This is a genomic window from Pseudomonas sp. PH1b (assembly GCF_000633395.1).
Taxonomy (GTDB): Bacteria; Pseudomonadota; Gammaproteobacteria; order Pseudomonadales; family Pseudomonadaceae; genus Aquipseudomonas.
On record NZ_AYMU01000020.1, the window covers coordinates 202,892 to 217,467 of the forward strand.

16 protein-coding genes are annotated in these 14,576 nt (G+C 64.5%); 6 read left to right on the top strand and 10 right to left on the bottom strand.

The genetic code is table 11. The annotated features are described in order from the left end of the window. Positions 1 to 12 precede the first annotated feature (12 nt). A complete protein-coding gene (gene proC, locus U873_RS0126050) occupies positions 13 to 831 on the bottom strand; it encodes a pyrroline-5-carboxylate reductase (RefSeq protein WP_025131037.1) in 819 nt (272 codons plus the stop codon). Between the two features lie 34 nt (positions 832 to 865). Continuing rightward, a complete protein-coding gene (locus tag U873_RS0126055; protein ID WP_025131038.1) occupies positions 866 to 1,564 on the bottom strand; it encodes a YggS family pyridoxal phosphate-dependent enzyme in 699 nt (232 codons plus the stop codon). A 204-nt stretch (positions 1,565 to 1,768) separates the two neighbouring features. Between U873_RS0126055 and U873_RS0126060 the strand changes: the two genes are divergently transcribed. Then, positions 1,769 to 2,803 carry a type IV pilus twitching motility protein PilT gene (locus U873_RS0126060; protein WP_025131039.1) on the top strand — a complete coding sequence of 345 codons (1,035 nt, stop codon included), beginning with the start codon at positions 1,769 to 1,771 and terminating at the stop codon, positions 2,801 to 2,803. A gap of 78 nt (positions 2,804 to 2,881) precedes the next feature. Here the strand turns inward: U873_RS0126060 and U873_RS0126065 are convergent, their stop codons facing one another. Further along, positions 2,882 to 3,505 carry a C40 family peptidase gene (locus tag U873_RS0126065; RefSeq protein ID WP_025131040.1) on the bottom strand — a complete coding sequence of 208 codons (624 nt, stop codon included), beginning with the start codon at positions 3,503 to 3,505 and terminating at the stop codon, positions 2,882 to 2,884. Positions 3,506 to 3,756: 251 nt separating this feature from the next. Here U873_RS0126065 and U873_RS0126070 point away from each other — a divergent pair, with 251 nt between their 5' ends. After that, on the top strand, positions 3,757 to 4,176 hold the full coding sequence (locus U873_RS0126070; RefSeq protein WP_025131041.1) for a TM2 domain-containing protein: 420 nt from the start codon (positions 3,757 to 3,759) through the stop codon (positions 4,174 to 4,176). 127 nt (positions 4,177 to 4,303) lie between these two features. On the opposite strand, the gene U873_RS0126075 is transcribed toward U873_RS0126070, so the two are convergent. The 7 genes from U873_RS0126075 to gshB all read right to left on the bottom strand — a co-directional run bounded on the left by U873_RS0126075 (position 4,304) and on the right by gshB (position 10,714). Next, positions 4,304 to 5,575 (bottom strand): dihydroorotase, encoded by a 1,272-nt coding sequence (locus U873_RS0126075; RefSeq protein WP_025131042.1) that lies wholly within the window; start codon positions 5,573 to 5,575, stop codon positions 4,304 to 4,306. After that, a complete protein-coding gene (locus tag U873_RS0126080; protein WP_011064007.1) occupies positions 5,572 to 6,576 on the bottom strand; it encodes an aspartate carbamoyltransferase catalytic subunit in 1,005 nt (334 codons plus the stop codon). The genes U873_RS0126075 and U873_RS0126080 overlap by 4 nt, the downstream gene beginning before the upstream one ends. A gap of 25 nt (positions 6,577 to 6,601) precedes the next feature. Then, positions 6,602 to 7,108 carry a bifunctional pyr operon transcriptional regulator/uracil phosphoribosyltransferase PyrR gene (gene pyrR / locus U873_RS0126085; protein WP_025131043.1) on the bottom strand — a complete coding sequence of 169 codons (507 nt, stop codon included), beginning with the start codon at positions 7,106 to 7,108 and terminating at the stop codon, positions 6,602 to 6,604. A gap of 260 nt (positions 7,109 to 7,368) precedes the next feature. After that, complete coding sequence (gene ruvX / locus U873_RS0126090) at positions 7,369 to 7,806, bottom strand: Holliday junction resolvase RuvX (protein ID WP_025131044.1); 438 nt, start codon at positions 7,804 to 7,806, stop codon at positions 7,369 to 7,371. Continuing rightward, on the bottom strand, positions 7,806 to 8,375 hold the full coding sequence (locus tag U873_RS0126095; RefSeq protein WP_025131045.1) for a YqgE/AlgH family protein: 570 nt from the start codon (positions 8,373 to 8,375) through the stop codon (positions 7,806 to 7,808). The genes ruvX and U873_RS0126095 overlap by 1 nt, the downstream gene beginning before the upstream one ends. 338 nt (positions 8,376 to 8,713) lie before the next feature. Beyond that, positions 8,714 to 9,613 carry an energy transducer TonB gene (locus U873_RS0126100; protein WP_025131046.1) on the bottom strand — a complete coding sequence of 300 codons (900 nt, stop codon included), beginning with the start codon at positions 9,611 to 9,613 and terminating at the stop codon, positions 8,714 to 8,716. Between the two features lie 129 nt (positions 9,614 to 9,742). Then, positions 9,743 to 10,714, bottom strand: a complete 972-nt coding sequence (gshB, locus tag U873_RS0126105) for a glutathione synthase (RefSeq protein ID WP_025131047.1) — start codon at positions 10,712 to 10,714, stop codon at positions 9,743 to 9,745. Positions 10,715 to 10,977: 263 nt separating this feature from the next. Here gshB and pilG point away from each other — a divergent pair, with 263 nt between their 5' ends. The 4 genes from pilG to U873_RS0126125 all read left to right on the top strand — a co-directional run bounded on the left by pilG (position 10,978) and on the right by U873_RS0126125 (position 14,560). After that, positions 10,978 to 11,382, top strand: a complete 405-nt coding sequence (gene pilG / locus U873_RS0126110) for a twitching motility response regulator PilG (protein WP_025131048.1) — start codon at positions 10,978 to 10,980, stop codon at positions 11,380 to 11,382. A 57-nt stretch (positions 11,383 to 11,439) separates the two neighbouring features. Next, on the top strand, positions 11,440 to 11,805 hold the full coding sequence (pilH, locus tag U873_RS0126115; RefSeq protein ID WP_011064000.1) for a twitching motility response regulator PilH: 366 nt from the start codon (positions 11,440 to 11,442) through the stop codon (positions 11,803 to 11,805). An 11-nt stretch (positions 11,806 to 11,816) separates the two neighbouring features. Then, positions 11,817 to 12,356, top strand: coding sequence for a chemotaxis protein CheW (locus U873_RS0126120; protein WP_025131049.1), 540 nt, complete (start codon positions 11,817 to 11,819; stop codon positions 12,354 to 12,356). A 140-nt stretch (positions 12,357 to 12,496) separates the two neighbouring features. After that, on the top strand, positions 12,497 to 14,560 hold the full coding sequence (locus U873_RS0126125) for a methyl-accepting chemotaxis protein (protein ID WP_025131050.1): 2,064 nt from the start codon (positions 12,497 to 12,499) through the stop codon (positions 14,558 to 14,560). Positions 14,561 to 14,576: the final 16 nt, after the last annotated feature.

The window sequence follows — 14,576 nt, forward strand, 5'->3', positions numbered from 1 at the left end:
TGTAAGGGCGAATTAACGGCCGAGTTGTTCAGCCATTTCGGCCGAGCGGTGCGCGGCGGCACCCAATGCTTTTTCCACCAGGGCTTCAAAACCGTCAGCCTGGAATGATTTGATCGCCGCCTCCGTGGTGCCGGCCGGCGAGGTCACTCGGCGGCGCAGTTCGGCGGCGTCGACATCACTCGAAACCGCCATGTGGGCAGCCCCCAGAGCGGTCTGCAGGGTCAGTTGGGCGGCGGTTTCCCGCGGCAGGCCGAGTTTTTCCCCGGCCGCGGTCATGGCCTCGATCAGCAGGAAGAAATACGCCGGTCCGCTGCCGGAGACAGCGGTCACTGCATCCAGTTGCTGTTCCTGTTCCAGCCACAGGGCGATGCCGACGGCGGACAGCAGCGCCTCGGCCTGGTGGCGTTGCTCGGCGCTGACCCGGGCGGTGGCGTACAGGCCGCTGACGCCCTGGCGCAGCAGCGCCGGGGTGTTGGGCATGCAGCGCACGATCGGCTGCTCGCCGAGCCACTGGTTCATGCTGGCGCAGGTGATGCCGGCGGCGATGGACACCACCAGTTGCTGCGGCTTCAGGCTCGGGCGCAGGGCCTCGCACACCGCTTTCATGGCCTGGGGCTTGACCGCCAGGACGATCACCTCGACGCCGTCGATGGCCTCGGCGTTATCGGCAAACACCTGGATGCCGTGTTCGGCGGCTACCTTGGCACGGGTTTGCTCGCCCGGGTCGCTGGCGCGGATCTGCGAGGCATCCAGGCCCTTGGCCCGCAGGCCACCGATCAGGCTGGCCGCCATGTTGCCGGCACCGATAAAAGCGATACGAGTGGTGTTCATGACAGGTCCTTATGTGAGGTCGGGGTCAGTCGCATCAGGACTGACTGTAGTCGCGGGCACCAAACAGCGCGGTACCGATCCGCACCCAGGTGGCGCCTTGGGCGATGGCCGCTTCCAGATCGTGGCTCATGCCCATGGAAAGTGTGTCCAGGGGCAGCCCGAGGCTGTCCCGCAGTTGGTTGTTCAAGGCCTGAACCGCGGCGAAGGCCGCGTCCTGGGCATCCCGATCCTCGGTGGGTTCGGGGATTGCCATCAAGCCGCGCAGTTGCAGGCGTGGCAAGGCGCTGATGGCGGCCGCCAGGGCGGGCAGCTCGGCTGGGGCGCAGCCGGACTTGCTGGCCTCGCCACTGACATTCACCTGAATGCAGATGTTCAGCGGCGCGAGCTCGGCGGGGCGCTGCTCGGACAGGCGTTGGGCAATTTTCAGACGGTCCACGGAATGCACCCAGTCGAAGTGTTCGGCGATAGCGCGAGTCTTGTTCGACTGAATGGGGCCGATGAAGTGCCAACTCAAGGGCAGGTCGGCCAATTCCTGCTGTTTGCCCAGGGCTTCCTGCAGGTAGTTTTCGCCGAAGTCACACAGACCTGCGGCATGGGCTTCGCGCAGGGCCGCGGCGGGCTTGGTCTTGCTCACGGCCAGCAATCGGACGCTGTCCGGGTTACGCTGCGCAACCTGGCAGGCGCTGCGGATCCGCTCGGCTACCTGGGCAATGTTGTCTGCTATCGTGGACATTCGATTTCGTCTCAAAAGTACCTGCGACCGGCTGCCTGCGACCCTGGCCGCCACCTGCCGCGTGAATCCACCAGACCCGGTCTGCCAGCCGGCCCGAGCAATGCTCAAGGGCCGCGCCGGAGGTTGTCCGCTACCGGGCAATTGAATCTGCCGGGCGTACAGGGGTCTGAAGCTCGCGGCATTCTACTGGAATTGGGGAGCACTATGGACATCACCGAACTCCTGGCCCTGAGCGTCTCCCTGGGCGCTTCCGACCTGCATCTGTCTGCCGGGTTGGCGCCCATGCTGCGCATCGATGGCGATATCCGCCCGAGTGGTGGCCCGCCCCTGGACGCGGAACAGGTGCAGGGGTTGATCCAGGGGCTGATGAGCGAGCCGCAGCGTCAGGCATTTGCTGCCCATCAGGACCTCGATTTTGCCTATGAACTGCAAGGCCTGGCGCGATTTCGGGTCAATGCCTTCCGCCACGCTCGGGGCGCTGGTGCGGTACTGCGCCTGATTCCCCAGCGCGTACGGAGCCTGGAGGAGCTGGGGCTGGGTGAAGTATTTCGGCAGATTACCGAGCTGCCCCGGGGGCTGGTGCTGGTGACCGGGCCCACCGGCAGCGGCAAGTCCACCACCCTGGCGGCGATGATCGATCACCTCAACCAGCATCGGCAGCAGCATATCCTCACCATCGAGGATCCCATCGAGTTCATCCATCCGCAGAAAAACTGCCTGGTCCACCAGCGCGAGGTGCAACGCGATACCCAGGGGTTTGCCACGGCGCTGCGCGCGGCCTTGCGGGAGGACCCGGACGTGATTCTGCTGGGAGAGCTAAGGGACCTGGAAACCATCCGCCTGGCGCTCACCGCCGCGGAAACCGGGCACCTGGTGTTTGCCACCCTGCACACTTCATCGGCTGCCAAGAGCATCGATCGGCTGGTGGATGTATTTCCGGGAGAGGAGAAAGCCCTGGTGCGCTCGATGCTGGCCGAGTCGCTGCAGGCGGTGGTTGCCCAGGTGCTGGTGAAGAAAGTCGGTGGCGGCCGGGTGGCGGCCCACGAGATCATGCTGGGCAGCCCGGCCATTCGTAACCTGATCCGCGAGGACAAGGTGGCGCAGATGTATTCGGCGATCCAGACCGGGGGCGGCCAAGGCATGCGCACCCTGGACATGAGCCTCAAGGCATTGCTCGGGCAGGGGCTGATCAGCCGCGATCAGGCCCGGGAGCAGGCGCGGATGCCGGAGAGCTTTTGACGGGACTGGAAATGCATTCGCCGGCAAGCCGGCTCCTACAGGTGGGTGTAGGAGCCGGCTTGCCGGCGAAGCGGGGTATCAGCGTTGCACGACCCGCAGGGGCGCGTGCTCCTTGGGCAGGACCCGCTTGGCAACCACGTAGTGGCTCTGCCAGTAGGGTTTTTTCAGTGTGTCGATGGTCACCGCCTTGCCGCGCCGCGGGGCGTGGATGAAGCGGTCTTCGCCCAGGTAGATGGCGACGTGGTTGACCTTGCGGCTCTTGATGTTGAAGAACAGCAGGTCGCCGGGTTTCAGGTCCTTGCGCTCGACCTTCTGCCCGTGGCCGCTGGCCATGGCATTGGAGGTGCGTGGCAGGTCCACGGCGGCGACGTCGTTGAAGGCATAGCGCACCAGGCCGCTGCAGTCGAAGCCTTTACTTGGGCTGCTGCCGCCCCAACGATAGGGTGTACCGAGGACGTTGACCGCGCGGCTGAGGACCGTGGTGCTCGGCCGGCCGGCGTTGTTGGCCACCAACTTGCTGTCGGCCTTGCTCAGGCGGGTGGGGTGCTTGATCGAAGTCTTGTTCTTGGCGGTGACCGTCGAAACGTGAGATTTCGGGGTGTAGCCATTAACGTTGGGAAGTCGTTGCTCACGGTTGGTGGCGTGGGCGGCCAGTGGCATTAATAGGCAAATGGTTAGCCATGTCTTGAAAAATGGACGCATTAGGCAAGGCTCTTATTTGGTTAGCGCGCAACTTTATAACAGCTTTCAGGTCACTTCCGAGGCCGTTTGTCGATTCAACCTTGGGGTCAACTTCGGCAAAGAGGTGGCAACTTGACGCAGAAAACCGTCAGAAGTCAGGCAGTACAAGGCTTTGGCGCAAGAGAAGGTAACATTGGTCACACGTCGAACGCCTGTAAAAAAGTCACAAAGTTTTTAAGAATATTTATCTATCACCTGCAAAGAGGCTCTTAATGAACACCTATCGTCAGGATGCATCCGCCCATGACACCCATAGCAAGGTGATCGGCTACCTGTTGTGGATCTTCGGTTTTACCGGTGCCCACCGCTTCTATTACGGCAAGCCGGTGACCGGGACCATCTGGTTCTTCACCTTCGGCCTGCTGGGCATTGGCTGGCTGATCGACTTGTTCCTGATTCCGTCCATGGACCGGGAAGCCGACCTTCGCTTTACCGCAGGTCCGGTGGAATACAGCGTGGCCTGGATTCTGCTGACCTTCCTCGGGGTTTTCGGCGTGCACCGCATGTACCAGGGCAAATGGCTGAGCGGGGTGCTCTACCTGTTCACCGGCGGCCTGTTCTTCCTCGGGGTGCTGTACGACTTCTGGACCCTGAACGATCAGGTATCCCTGGAAAACGCCAAGCGCCGTTGATCCCGTCATCGGCGCAGACGGTGCTGGCGCAGCATGTAGCCACTGCCGCAGGGCGCCATCAGCAGCGGCGGCTCCTTCGGAGCCGTTCGCAACCTGCGGCAGCGGCTACAGGGTGTTTGCCAGGCAATCAGCCCTGATAGCTGATATGCCCGTCCACCAGGGTGTAGCGCACCGCGCCCGGCAGGCTATGGCCGAGGAACGGGCAGTTTTCGCCCTTGGACAGCCAGCGCTCGCCGGCCACGGTGGAACTGGCCGGGTCGAACAGCACCAGGTCCGCCGCACCACCGGCTGCCAGCTTGCCTGCCGGCAGGCGCAAGGCCGCGGCCGGGCCGGCACTCAGGCGCGCCAGCAGGGTCGGCAGGTCCAGCAGGCCGTCCTGCACCAGGGTCAGGGCCAGGGGCAGCAGCAATTCGACGCTGCTGATACCCGGCTCGGTGGCGCCGAACGGTGCCAGCTTGGCGTCCCGCTCGTGGGGCTGGTGATGACTGGAGATGGCTTGCACCACCCCGGACTTCACGGCTTCGCGCAGGGCGTCGCGGTCGGCCCGCGAGCGCAGCGGCGGCTGCACGTGGTACAGGCTGGAGAAGTCGATCAGCGCCTCATCGGTGAGGATCAGCTGGTACAGCGCCACATCGGCGGTGACCGGCAGGCCGCGGGCTTGCGCCTGGGCAATCAGTTCCACGCCGCGGGCACTGGTCAGTTGGCTGAAGTGCGCGCGCACGCCACTCTGTTCCACCAGCAGCAGGTCCCGGGCCAGGGCCACGGTTTCCGCGCTCTCCGGAATGCCCGGCAGGCCGAGGAAGCTGGCGGTGGGGCCTTCGTGGGCCAGGCCGCCTTCGGCCAGGTCACGGTCCTGGGAGTGAAAGATCACCGTCAGGTCGAAGGTGGCGGCGTATTCTAGGGCACGGCACAGGGTGCGGGTGCTGCGGAAGCCTTCCAGGCCGTTGCCGAAGGCCACGCAACCGGCATCGCGCAGGGCAATCAGCTCAGCCAACTGTTCGCCTTCCAGGCCCTTGCTCAAGGCGCCGATGGGGAACACCTTGCTGTTGCCGGCCTCCCGGGCGCGGTCGAGGATCAGCTCGGCCACGGCCGAGGTGTCCAGTACCGGCTTGGTCCGCGGTGGGCAGCACAGGCTGGTGACGCCGCCGGCCGCGGCAGCGCGGGTTTCGCTGGCGATGCTGCCCTTGCGGCTGTAGCCCGGCTCGCGCAGGGCGACGCTCAGGTCCACCAGGCCGGGTGCGGCCACCAGGCCCTTGGCGTCGATAACGGTGACGGCATTGAAACCGCCGGGAGCGGCGCCGATGGCGACGATCTTGCCGGCTTCCAGATGCAGATCGGTGGTTTGATCCAGGCCGCTGCTTGGATCGATGACGCGGGCGCCGAGAATGCTGAGCTTCACTGGGCGTTCTCCTGCTCGAATTGTCGCTGGGCGGTCTGCCCGCTCATGGCCATGGACAGTACCGCCATGCGCACTGCGATGCCGTAGGTCACCTGGTTGAGGATCACCGAATGCGGGCCGTCGGCCACCGCCGATTCGATCTCCACGCCGCGGTTGATCGGGCCCGGATGCATGACGATGGCATCGGGCTTGGCCCCGGCCAGGCGTGCGGTGGTCAGGCCGAACAGGCGGTAGAACTCGCCTTCGCTGGGCAAGAGGCCGCCCTGCATGCGCTCACGTTGCAGGCGCAGCATGATCACCACGTCCACATCTTTCAGGCCTTCGGTCATGTCGGTGTAGACCTTCACGCCGTACTGCTCGATGCCGATGGGCAGCAGGGTTTTCGGCGCGATCACGCGGATGTCCGGGCAGCCGAGGGTTTTCAGCGCCAGCATGTTCGAGCGCGCTACCCGCGAGTGCAGGATGTCGCCGACGATGGCCACCGAAAGGTTCTCGAAGCCGCCCTTGTGCCGGCGGATGGTCAGCATGTCGAGCATGCCCTGGGTCGGGTGGGCGTGACGGCCATCGCCGCCATTGATGATCGCCACCTGCGGGCACACGTGTTCGGCGATGAAGTGCGCGGCGCCGGAATCGCCGTGGCGGACCACGAACATGTCGGCGGCCATGGCTTCGAGGTTGCGCAGGGTGTCCAGCAGGGTTTCACCCTTGCTCGCCGAAGAGGTCGAGACATTCAGGGTGATCACGTCCGCCGACAGCCGCTGGGCCGCCAGTTCGAAGGTGGTGCGGGTGCGGGTGGAGTTCTCGAAGAACACGTTGCATACGGTCTTGCCGCGCAGCAACGGGACTTTCTTCACCGCCCGGGCGCCGACTTCGAGGAACGAGTCGGCGGTGTCGAGGATTTCCGTCAGCAGCTCGCGGTTCAGACCGTCGAGGGACAGGAAGTGGCGCAGCTGGCCCTGATCGTTGAGCTGCAGCGGGCGCTTGGCGTCTAGAGGCGTCATCGCAATGGACTCTTAAAAGGGCGAGTTAGAGGGCGAGGTCTTGGAGCTCGAGTTGAAGCGGCGCAGGACCGGACAATTTTACCCGCTCGTGGGCTGCCAGCGACAGGGTCGCGCCCACCACATTCGGACGGATCGGCAATTCACCGGCATCCAGGTCCAGCAGGCAGACCAGGGTCACGCTGGCCGGGCGGCCATAGTCGAACAGCTCGTTGAGGGCGGCGCGGATGGTCCGGCCGCTCATCAGTACGTCATCGATCAATACCAGGTGCTGGCCTTCGATCTCGAACGGCAGTTCCGAAGGGCGTACCTGCGGGTGCAGGCCGTTCTGGCTGAAGTCGTCGCGGTAGAAGGACACATCCAGGGTGCCCAGGGGCGAGTCGCTGCCCAGGGCCTCCAGCAGGGCCTGGGCCACCCACACGCCGCCGGTACGGATACCGATGAAGCGTGGTTCGCTGATGGCGCGCTTGGCCAGGTGAGCATTGAGATCAGCGGCCATCTGGCTGATCAGGGCGGCGGGATTGGGCAGGCTCATGGTGGCTCCTTCGTGGGCTCGCGCCTGCTGCCGGGCAGCGGGCGCGTGGACTTAGAACCTGTTCAGGATCTGCTGCGCTTAGCTGATGCGGCGTTAAAGATGGCTTCGAAATGCTCATTTAGGTGCCTAAATTCTGCTTTCTTTGCCATTTTTGCCTTGCCTGAGCGTCGCTCGCTAGATCGTTAACAGGTTCTTACGGCTGGTGTTGGGCCAGGAGGCACGCAGCCCTTGAGCCGCGCATCTTCGGGATGTCTGGGTCTTCAGGTGTTCAGCAGTGCGGGGTTTTCGTCGAGCCAGCCCTGCAGCAGCAGGGCGGCGGCGATGGCGTCCACCGGGTTGTCGCGGTAGCTGCCTTTCTGCCCGCCCCGGGTCAGGCGTTCGCCCTTGGCCTCGAAAGTGGTCAGGCGTTCGTCATGGGTATAGAAGGGCACATTGAAGCGGCCGTTCAGGCGTCGGGCGAACTTCTCGGCACGCAGGCACATATCGCTGGGCGTCCCGTCCATGTTCAGGGGCAGGCCCACCACTACCGCATCGGGTTTCCATTCCTTGATCAGGGCCTCCACCTGATTCCAGTCGGGCACGCCGTTCTGGGCTTTCAGGGTGCACAGCTCGCGGGCCTGGCCGGTGATGGCCTGGCCGACGGCGACGCCGATCTGCTTGGTGCCGTAGTCGAAGCCGAGGATCAGTCGCAGGGCCATCAGGCGTGGCCCGCCTGGCTGGTGAGCAGGCTGAGGTTGACCCCCAGGTGCCGGGCCGCGGCTTCCAGGCGCAATTCGCTGCTGGTGTTGAACAGGATGTCGGCGTCGAAAGGGCAGGTCAGCCAGGCGTTGTCCGCCAGTTCGGCTTCCAGTTGCCCGGCTTCCCAGCCGGCATAGCCCAGGGCTATCAGGCTCTTGGCTGGCCCCACGCCGTCGGCGATGGCGAACAGCACGTCCTGGGACGTGGACAGTGACAGGCCTTCAAGTTCCACCGTGGCCTGGTAGACCGGGCCAGTGGGGTGCAGGACAAAACCGCGATCGGTCTGCACCGGCCCGCCGCTGAAGATCGGCACATGCTGGCACAGCAAGGGCGTGTCTTCCTCGGGGCGCAGTTGTTCCAGAATCTCGGCGAGGTTGAGGTCCAGGGGCCGGTTGATGACCAGGCCCATGGCACCACTGGCGTTGTGCTCGACGATGTAGGTCAAGGTTTGCGCAAAATTCGGGTCGGCCATATGGGGCATGGCGATCAGGAAGTGATGCTTGAGGTAGCTGGGGCTGACATTTTTCATGAGCGCTAGTGTGGCGTTGGCGGGGCCGGCTGACAAGCGCAACCCTGTTGCAGGCGCTGGCTTGCCAGCGAAGGCGTCATTGAAGGTTGCACAGGGCTTGCGGGCCCCTTCGCCGGCAAGCCGGCTCCTACGGGGGGCGGGGGGTGTTGTAGGAGCTGGCTTGCCAGCGAAGGCGTCATTGAAGGTTGCACAGGCCTTGCGGGCTCCTTCGCCGGCAAGCCGGCTCCTACGGGGGCGGGGGTGTTGTAGGCGCTGGCTTGCCAGCGAAGGCGTCATTGAAGGTTGCACAGGCCTTGCGGGCTCCTTCGCCGGCAAGCCGGCTCCTACGGGAGGGCGGGTCAGTTGCTGGAGAGCTTGTCGCCCCGGGCGAAGCGCCAGGTGCGGATGATTTCCAGGCGGTCGATGTCCGACAGGTCGCCGGTAAAGGGTGCAAACGGTGCCGCCAGGCGCACGATGCGCTGGGCCGCCTGGTCCAGCAGCGGCTGCCCGGAGGACTCCAGCACCAGCACTTCATACAGCGAGCCGTCGCGGTTGATCGAGACCATCAGCCGCAGGTTGCCGTAGATCTGCTTGCGCCGGGCTTCGTCGGGGTAGTTCAGGTTGCCGATGCGCTCGACCTTCTTGCGCCATTCGTCCTTGTACCAGGCGCCCTTGTCGCGCATGGTCGAGGCCGCGCTCAGGCGGTGGATCCGTGGGCGCTTGGCGTACAGCTGCTGTTCATTGGCCAGTTCGGCTTCCAGGCTGGAAATCTCGCTGGACAGCTGGGAGCTGTCAAACGTCGGGGTATCGGCCTTGGGGGTGGGCTCTTTCTTGACCTCTTCTCGGGGCACCACGGTCTTTTTCGGCTTGGGCGCGGTGGTGGCGACCGCGGCCTTGGGCGCGACCTCCTTGACCTGCGGCTTGACCGATGGTGGCGGCGTGACCTTTTTTACCGAGTTGTCCTGGAAGGGCGCCACTTCGGTGGTCTTCGGCAGGGCTTTCTTGTCCAGGGTGCCGCTGCCCTCCTGGTTGTCCTGGGCGAGGAAATCGGCCTTCTTCGGCTTGGTCTCGCTCTTGAAGGTGGCCAGGGTGATTTCCAGGGTCTTGCTGATGGCCTTGGGTTCGGCGAAGGAGAAGCCCAGGCCGAGAATCAGTGCCAGGTGCAGGAGCGCCGCGAGGAACAGGGTAAACCCCAGGCGATCGGCCGCACGCACGCCGCCATGGGCAAGCTCGGGGGGCAGATCGGACGGGAGGCTCATAGGCAGTTCGACATCACTGGAGGCATTGCACAACCAACATCACGGTTTCTCAGGCGGCGCATGATAACGCAATGTTGGTTTCAAGCCTCCAGCAGCAAGCGGCAAGCGACCAGCTGCAGGTGACACAGATCAAGCTTGCGGCTTGTTGCTTGTGGCTTGCAGCTTGCTCTGTATGGCATCCATCAGCTGTGCGCCGATGTTGGTGCCGAAGGCGTTGTCGATTTCGCGGATGCAGGTCGGGCTGGTGACGTTGATTTCCGTCAGGTGCTCGCCGATCACGTCGAGGCCGACGAACAGCAGGCCCTTGGCCCGCAGGGTCGGGCCGACCTGGGCAGCAATCCAGCGGTCCTTGTCGCTCAGCGGGCGGGCTTCGCCACGGCCGCCGGCGGCGAGGTTGCCGCGGGTTTCACCGGCCGCGGGGATGCGCGCCAGGCAGTAATCCACCGGCTCGCCGTCGATCATCAGGATGCGCTTGTCGCCGTCCTTGATCGCCGGCAGGTAGGCCTGGGCCATGATCTGCTGGCTGCCGAGCGCGGTCAGGGTCTCGAGGATCACCGACAGGTTCGGGTCGCCTGCGCGGTGGCGGAAGATCGACGTGCCGCCCATGCCGTCCAGGGGCTTGAGGATCACGTCGCCATGTTCGGCGGCGAATTCGCGCAGCACGTCGGCGCGACGGCTGACCACGGTGGGCGGCGTGCACTGGGGAAACAGGGTGGCGAACAGCTTTTCATTGCAGTCGCGCAGGCTCTGGGGCTTGTTCACCACCAGCACGCCGGCGCTTTCGGCCTGCTCCAGCAGGTAGGTGGAGTAGACGAACTCCATGTCGAAGGGCGGATCCTTGCGCATCAGGATCACGTCCAGATCGCTCAGCGGGCAGTCGATCTCGGCGTCCAGCTCGAACCATTTCTCCGGGTTGGCGAAGACCTGCAGCGGGCGCATCCGTGCCCGGGCCACGCCGGCACCCTGGTACAGGTCGCGCTGTTCCATATAGAAGAGGGTCCAGCCGCGTTCCTGGGCGGCCAGCAGCATGGCCAGCGAACTGTCCTTCTTGTAGGAGATGCTGGCGATAGGGTCCATGACAATCCCGACGCGAACGCTCATGGGTGGGTTCCTTCAAAAAATGGGTGGACGCAAGGCTGGGGCCTGCCACCTGAGCGGCACAGCCTCCGAAAGTGGCGTCAGAGTGGCGCTGACATGAGCCTGGGTCAAGGAAAAACCACTGCCTGGCGTGGTCCATAGATTGCAGGGGGGAGAGTGTGCTAAAAAGGCTCGCATGCCGGGCCGAGGCCTTGAAGTTCAAGGGTTTGGGGCGTTGGCCAGGGGTACCGGATCAAATCATTCGCTGGGGCGATGGCAGAGCAGATATGGAACAGCATTCCAACGCCTTGAAGGTGATGGTGATCGACGACTCGAAGACGATTCGCCGCACGGCCGAAATGCTGTTGAAGAACGTCGGCTGCGAGGTGATCACCGCAGTGGACGGCTTCGAAGCCCTGTCGAAGATCGTCGACCATCATCCCGGGATCATTTTCGTCGACATCATGATGCCGCGGCTCGACGGTTATCAGACCTGCGCGCTGGTGAAGAACCACAGTGCGTTCAAGTCCATTCCAGTGATCATGCTGTCCTCCAAGGATGGGCTGTTCGACAAGGCCAAGGGCCGGATCGTCGGCTCCGACCAGTTTTTGACCAAACCCTTCAGCAAGGAAGAACTGCTGAGCGCAATCAAGGCCCACGTCCCGGACTTTGTCGCGCTTGCGCCACAGTAGACACGCACAGCGGCGTCCGGCCAGCGGGCCGGGCGCCAATACCGTATGGGGAAGACCATGGCTCGTATTCTGATCGTCGATGACTCGCCGACTGAAATGTACAAACTCACCGGCATGCTGGAAAAGCACGGCCATGAAGTGCTCAAGGCCGAGAACGGCGCCGACGGCGTGGCCCTGGCCCGTGAGGAAAAGCCCGATGCCGTGCTGATGGACATCGTCATGCCCGGCCTCAATGGTTTCCAGGCCACCCGCCAGTTGACCAAGGACGCCGAGACCAGCCATATCCCGGTGATCATCATCACCACCAAGGATCAGGAAACCGACAAGGTCTGGGGCACCCGCCAGGGCGCCAAGGACTACCTGACCAAGCCGGTGGACGAAGAGACCCTGATCAAGACCCTGAACAACGTCCTGGCCGGCTGACCGCCCCGGCCATGAGCGAATCCCAGACCGCCTTCGAGCTGCTGCTGGAGATCGACCAGCGCTGCCGCCTGCTGGCCGCCGACCTGCCGTCCCAGGAAACCCGCGAGCACAGCTGGAGCGGCATCGGCTTTCGCCTGGGCGAGCACTGGTATGTGGCGGCCATGGGCGAGATCAGCGAGGTCCTGCCCGAACCGCGCTACACCCTGCTGCCGGGGGTCAAGCCCTGGGTCAAGGGCGTGGCCAACCTGCGCGGGCGGCTGCTGCCGATCATGGACCTGTGCGGTTTCTTCGGCCATGAACTGTCGCCCCTGCGCAAGCAGCGGCGGGTACTGGTGGTGGAGTACAAGGAACTGTTCGCCGGCCTGCTGGTGGACGAGGTGGCCGGCCTGCAGCATTTTGCCCAGGACAGCCTGGAGCCCGGCGTCGGCGACGCGGTCTTGGCAGCGATCAATCCCTACCTGCAGGGCCAGTTCCGTCGCGAGCAGGTCTGGCAGGTCTTCAGTCCCTTTGCCCTGGCCCGCTCGACGGATTTTCTCGAGGTGGCCGCGTGAAGGGCGCTCCGGCGCTGGTGCAACCCGTTCGTCGTGCCATGGGAGGCCCGTGCTTCCCTGGGTCAACCCATGCTGCCCCGGTGATGCGTGCGCCCCGGGCACCTGAATGCGGGACCGCCCGCTCGCCACAGGCCTGATCGATGACCAAAGCCAAAACCGGCAAGCCCCTGGAGGGCTCCCGCAGTCGTTCGCAGATCATCGTGCTGTTCATCGCGCTGATCGTGTTCATCATGCTGCTGTTCGCCAACTTCGCTTACCTCAATACCCAGGCCACCTACGACAAGCAGTACATCGGCCATGCCGGTGAGCTGCGGGTGCTGTCCCAGCGTATCGCCAAGAACGCCACCGAAGCGGCGGCCGGCAAGGCCGCGGCGTTCAAGTTGCTGGGGGATGCGCGCAATGACTTCGCCCAGCGCTGGGGTTATCTGAAGAAGGGCGACCCGGTCACCGGCCTGCCCGGCGCCCCGGTGGTGCTGCGCCAGGAAATGCGCGCGGTGCAGTTGGATTGGGAAAAACTGCTGAAGAACACCGACGCCATTCTCGCCAGCGAACAGACGGTGCTGTCGCTGCACCAAGTGGCGGCAACCCTGGCGGAAACCGTACCGCAGTTGCAGGTGGAATACGAAAAGGTCGTGGAAATCCTGCTCCAGCGCGGCGCCCCCGCGGCCCAGGTGGCCATGGCCCAGCGCCAGTCGCTGTTGGCCGAGCGGATCCTGGGGGCGGTCAATACCGTGCTGGCCGGTGACGAAAACGCGGTGCAGGCGGCCGATGCCTTCGGGCGTGATGCCGCGCGTTTCGGACAGGTGCTCAATGGCATGCTGCAGGGCAACCCGGGGCTGAAGATCAGTCAGGTCGAGGATCCCGATGCCCGCGCCCGCCTGGGGGAGATTTCCGAACTGTTCGAATTCGTTTCCGGCTCCGTGGACGAAATCCTCGAAACCTCCCCCGAGCTGTTCCAGGTCCGTGAATCGGCGAGCAGCATCTTCAGCCTGTCCCAGACCCTGCTGGACGAGGCTTCACTGTTGGCCACCGGTTTCGAGAACCTGGCCGGCAGCCGCAAGCTGGACACCATCGGCGGCTATGTCCTGGGCCTGCTGGCGCTGGCCTCGATCATCCTCATCGGCCTGGTGATGGTGCGCGAGACCAACCGCCAGCTGCGCGAGACCGCCGAGAAGAACGAGCGTAACCAGAACGCGATCATGCGCCTGCTGGACGAGATCGAAGACCTGGCCGATGGCGACCTGACGGTGACGGCCTCGGTAACCGAAGACTTCACCGGCACCATCGCCGACTCGATCAACTATTCCGTCGACCAGCTGCGGGACCTGGTGGCCACCATCAACCTCACCGCCGGCCAGGTAGCCGGCGCAGTGCAGGAGACCCAGGCCACCGCGATGCAACTGGCCGAGGCCTCGGAGCACCAGGCCCAGCAGATTTCCGAAGCCTCCACGGCGATCAACGACATGGCCCAGTCCATCGACCAGGTGTCGGCCAATGCTGCGGAGTCCTCGGCGGTGGCCGAGCGTTCGGTGGAGATTGCCAACAAGGGCAACGAGGTGGTGCACAACACCATCCATGGCATGGACAACATCCGCGAGCAGATCCAGGACACCGCCAAGCGCATCAAGCGCCTGGGTGAGTCTTCTCAGGAAATCGGCGATATCGTCAGCCTGATCGACGACATTGCCGACCAGACCAACATTCTTGCCCTGAACGCGGCGATCCAGGCGTCCATGGCCGGCGATGCCGGTCGCGGTTTCGCCGTGGTCGCCGACGAAGTGCAACGGCTGGCCGAGCGCTCCTCGGCGGCCACCCGGCAGATCGAGACCCTGGTGCGGGCGATCCAGACCGACACCAACGAGGCGGTGATCTCCATGGAGCAGACCACCAGCGAAGTGGTGCGCGGTGCGCGCCTGGCCCAGGACGCCGGGGTGGCCCTGGAAGAGATCGAGGGCGTGTCCAAGACCCTGGCGGCACTGATCCAGAGCATTTCCAACGCGGCCCAGCAGCAGACCTCCTCGGCCGGGCAGATATCCCTGACCATGAACGTGATCCAGCAGATCACCTCGCAAACCTCGTCCGGCTCGACCGCGACCGCCGAGAGCATCGGCAACCTGGCGAAGATGGCCAGCCAACTGCGCCGCTCGGTGTCGGGCTTTACCTTGCCGGCGACCCGGGGGCCGGCGCCGAATGACAACCGTTGACGCTAAAAAACCAGGT

Excerpts from the sequence above, each read along its gene's own strand:
- pilH (WP_011064000.1), top strand. The coding sequence starts at position 11,440 with ATGGCTCGTATTCTGATCGTCGATGACTCGCCGACTGAAATGTACAAA.
- proC (WP_025131037.1), bottom strand. The coding sequence starts at position 831 with ATGAACACCACTCGTATCGCTTTTATCGGTGCCGGCAACATGGCGGCC.
- gshB (WP_025131047.1), bottom strand. The coding sequence starts at position 10,714 with ATGAGCGTTCGCGTCGGGATTGTCATGGACCCTATCGCCAGCATCTCC.
- U873_RS0126120 (WP_025131049.1), top strand. The coding sequence starts at position 11,817 with ATGAGCGAATCCCAGACCGCCTTCGAGCTGCTGCTGGAGATCGACCAG.
- pyrR (WP_025131043.1), bottom strand. The coding sequence starts at position 7,108 with ATGAGCCTGCCCAATCCCGCCGCCCTGATCAGCCAGATGGCCGCTGAT.
- pilG (WP_025131048.1), top strand. The coding sequence starts at position 10,978 with ATGGAACAGCATTCCAACGCCTTGAAGGTGATGGTGATCGACGACTCG.
- U873_RS0126065 (WP_025131040.1), bottom strand. The coding sequence starts at position 3,505 with ATGCGTCCATTTTTCAAGACATGGCTAACCATTTGCCTATTAATGCCA.
- U873_RS0126080 (WP_011064007.1), bottom strand. The coding sequence starts at position 6,576 with ATGACGCCTCTAGACGCCAAGCGCCCGCTGCAGCTCAACGATCAGGGC.
- U873_RS0126070 (WP_025131041.1), top strand. The coding sequence starts at position 3,757 with ATGAACACCTATCGTCAGGATGCATCCGCCCATGACACCCATAGCAAG.
- U873_RS0126055 (WP_025131038.1), bottom strand. The coding sequence starts at position 1,564 with ATGTCCACGATAGCAGACAACATTGCCCAGGTAGCCGAGCGGATCCGC.
- U873_RS0126060 (WP_025131039.1), top strand. The coding sequence starts at position 1,769 with ATGGACATCACCGAACTCCTGGCCCTGAGCGTCTCCCTGGGCGCTTCC.
- U873_RS0126100 (WP_025131046.1), bottom strand. The coding sequence starts at position 9,613 with ATGAGCCTCCCGTCCGATCTGCCCCCCGAGCTTGCCCATGGCGGCGTG.
- ruvX (WP_025131044.1), bottom strand. The coding sequence starts at position 7,806 with ATGGCCCTGCGACTGATCCTCGGCTTCGACTACGGCACCAAGCAGATC.
- U873_RS0126125 (WP_025131050.1), top strand. The coding sequence starts at position 12,497 with ATGACCAAAGCCAAAACCGGCAAGCCCCTGGAGGGCTCCCGCAGTCGT.
- U873_RS0126095 (WP_025131045.1), bottom strand. The coding sequence starts at position 8,375 with ATGAAAAATGTCAGCCCCAGCTACCTCAAGCATCACTTCCTGATCGCC.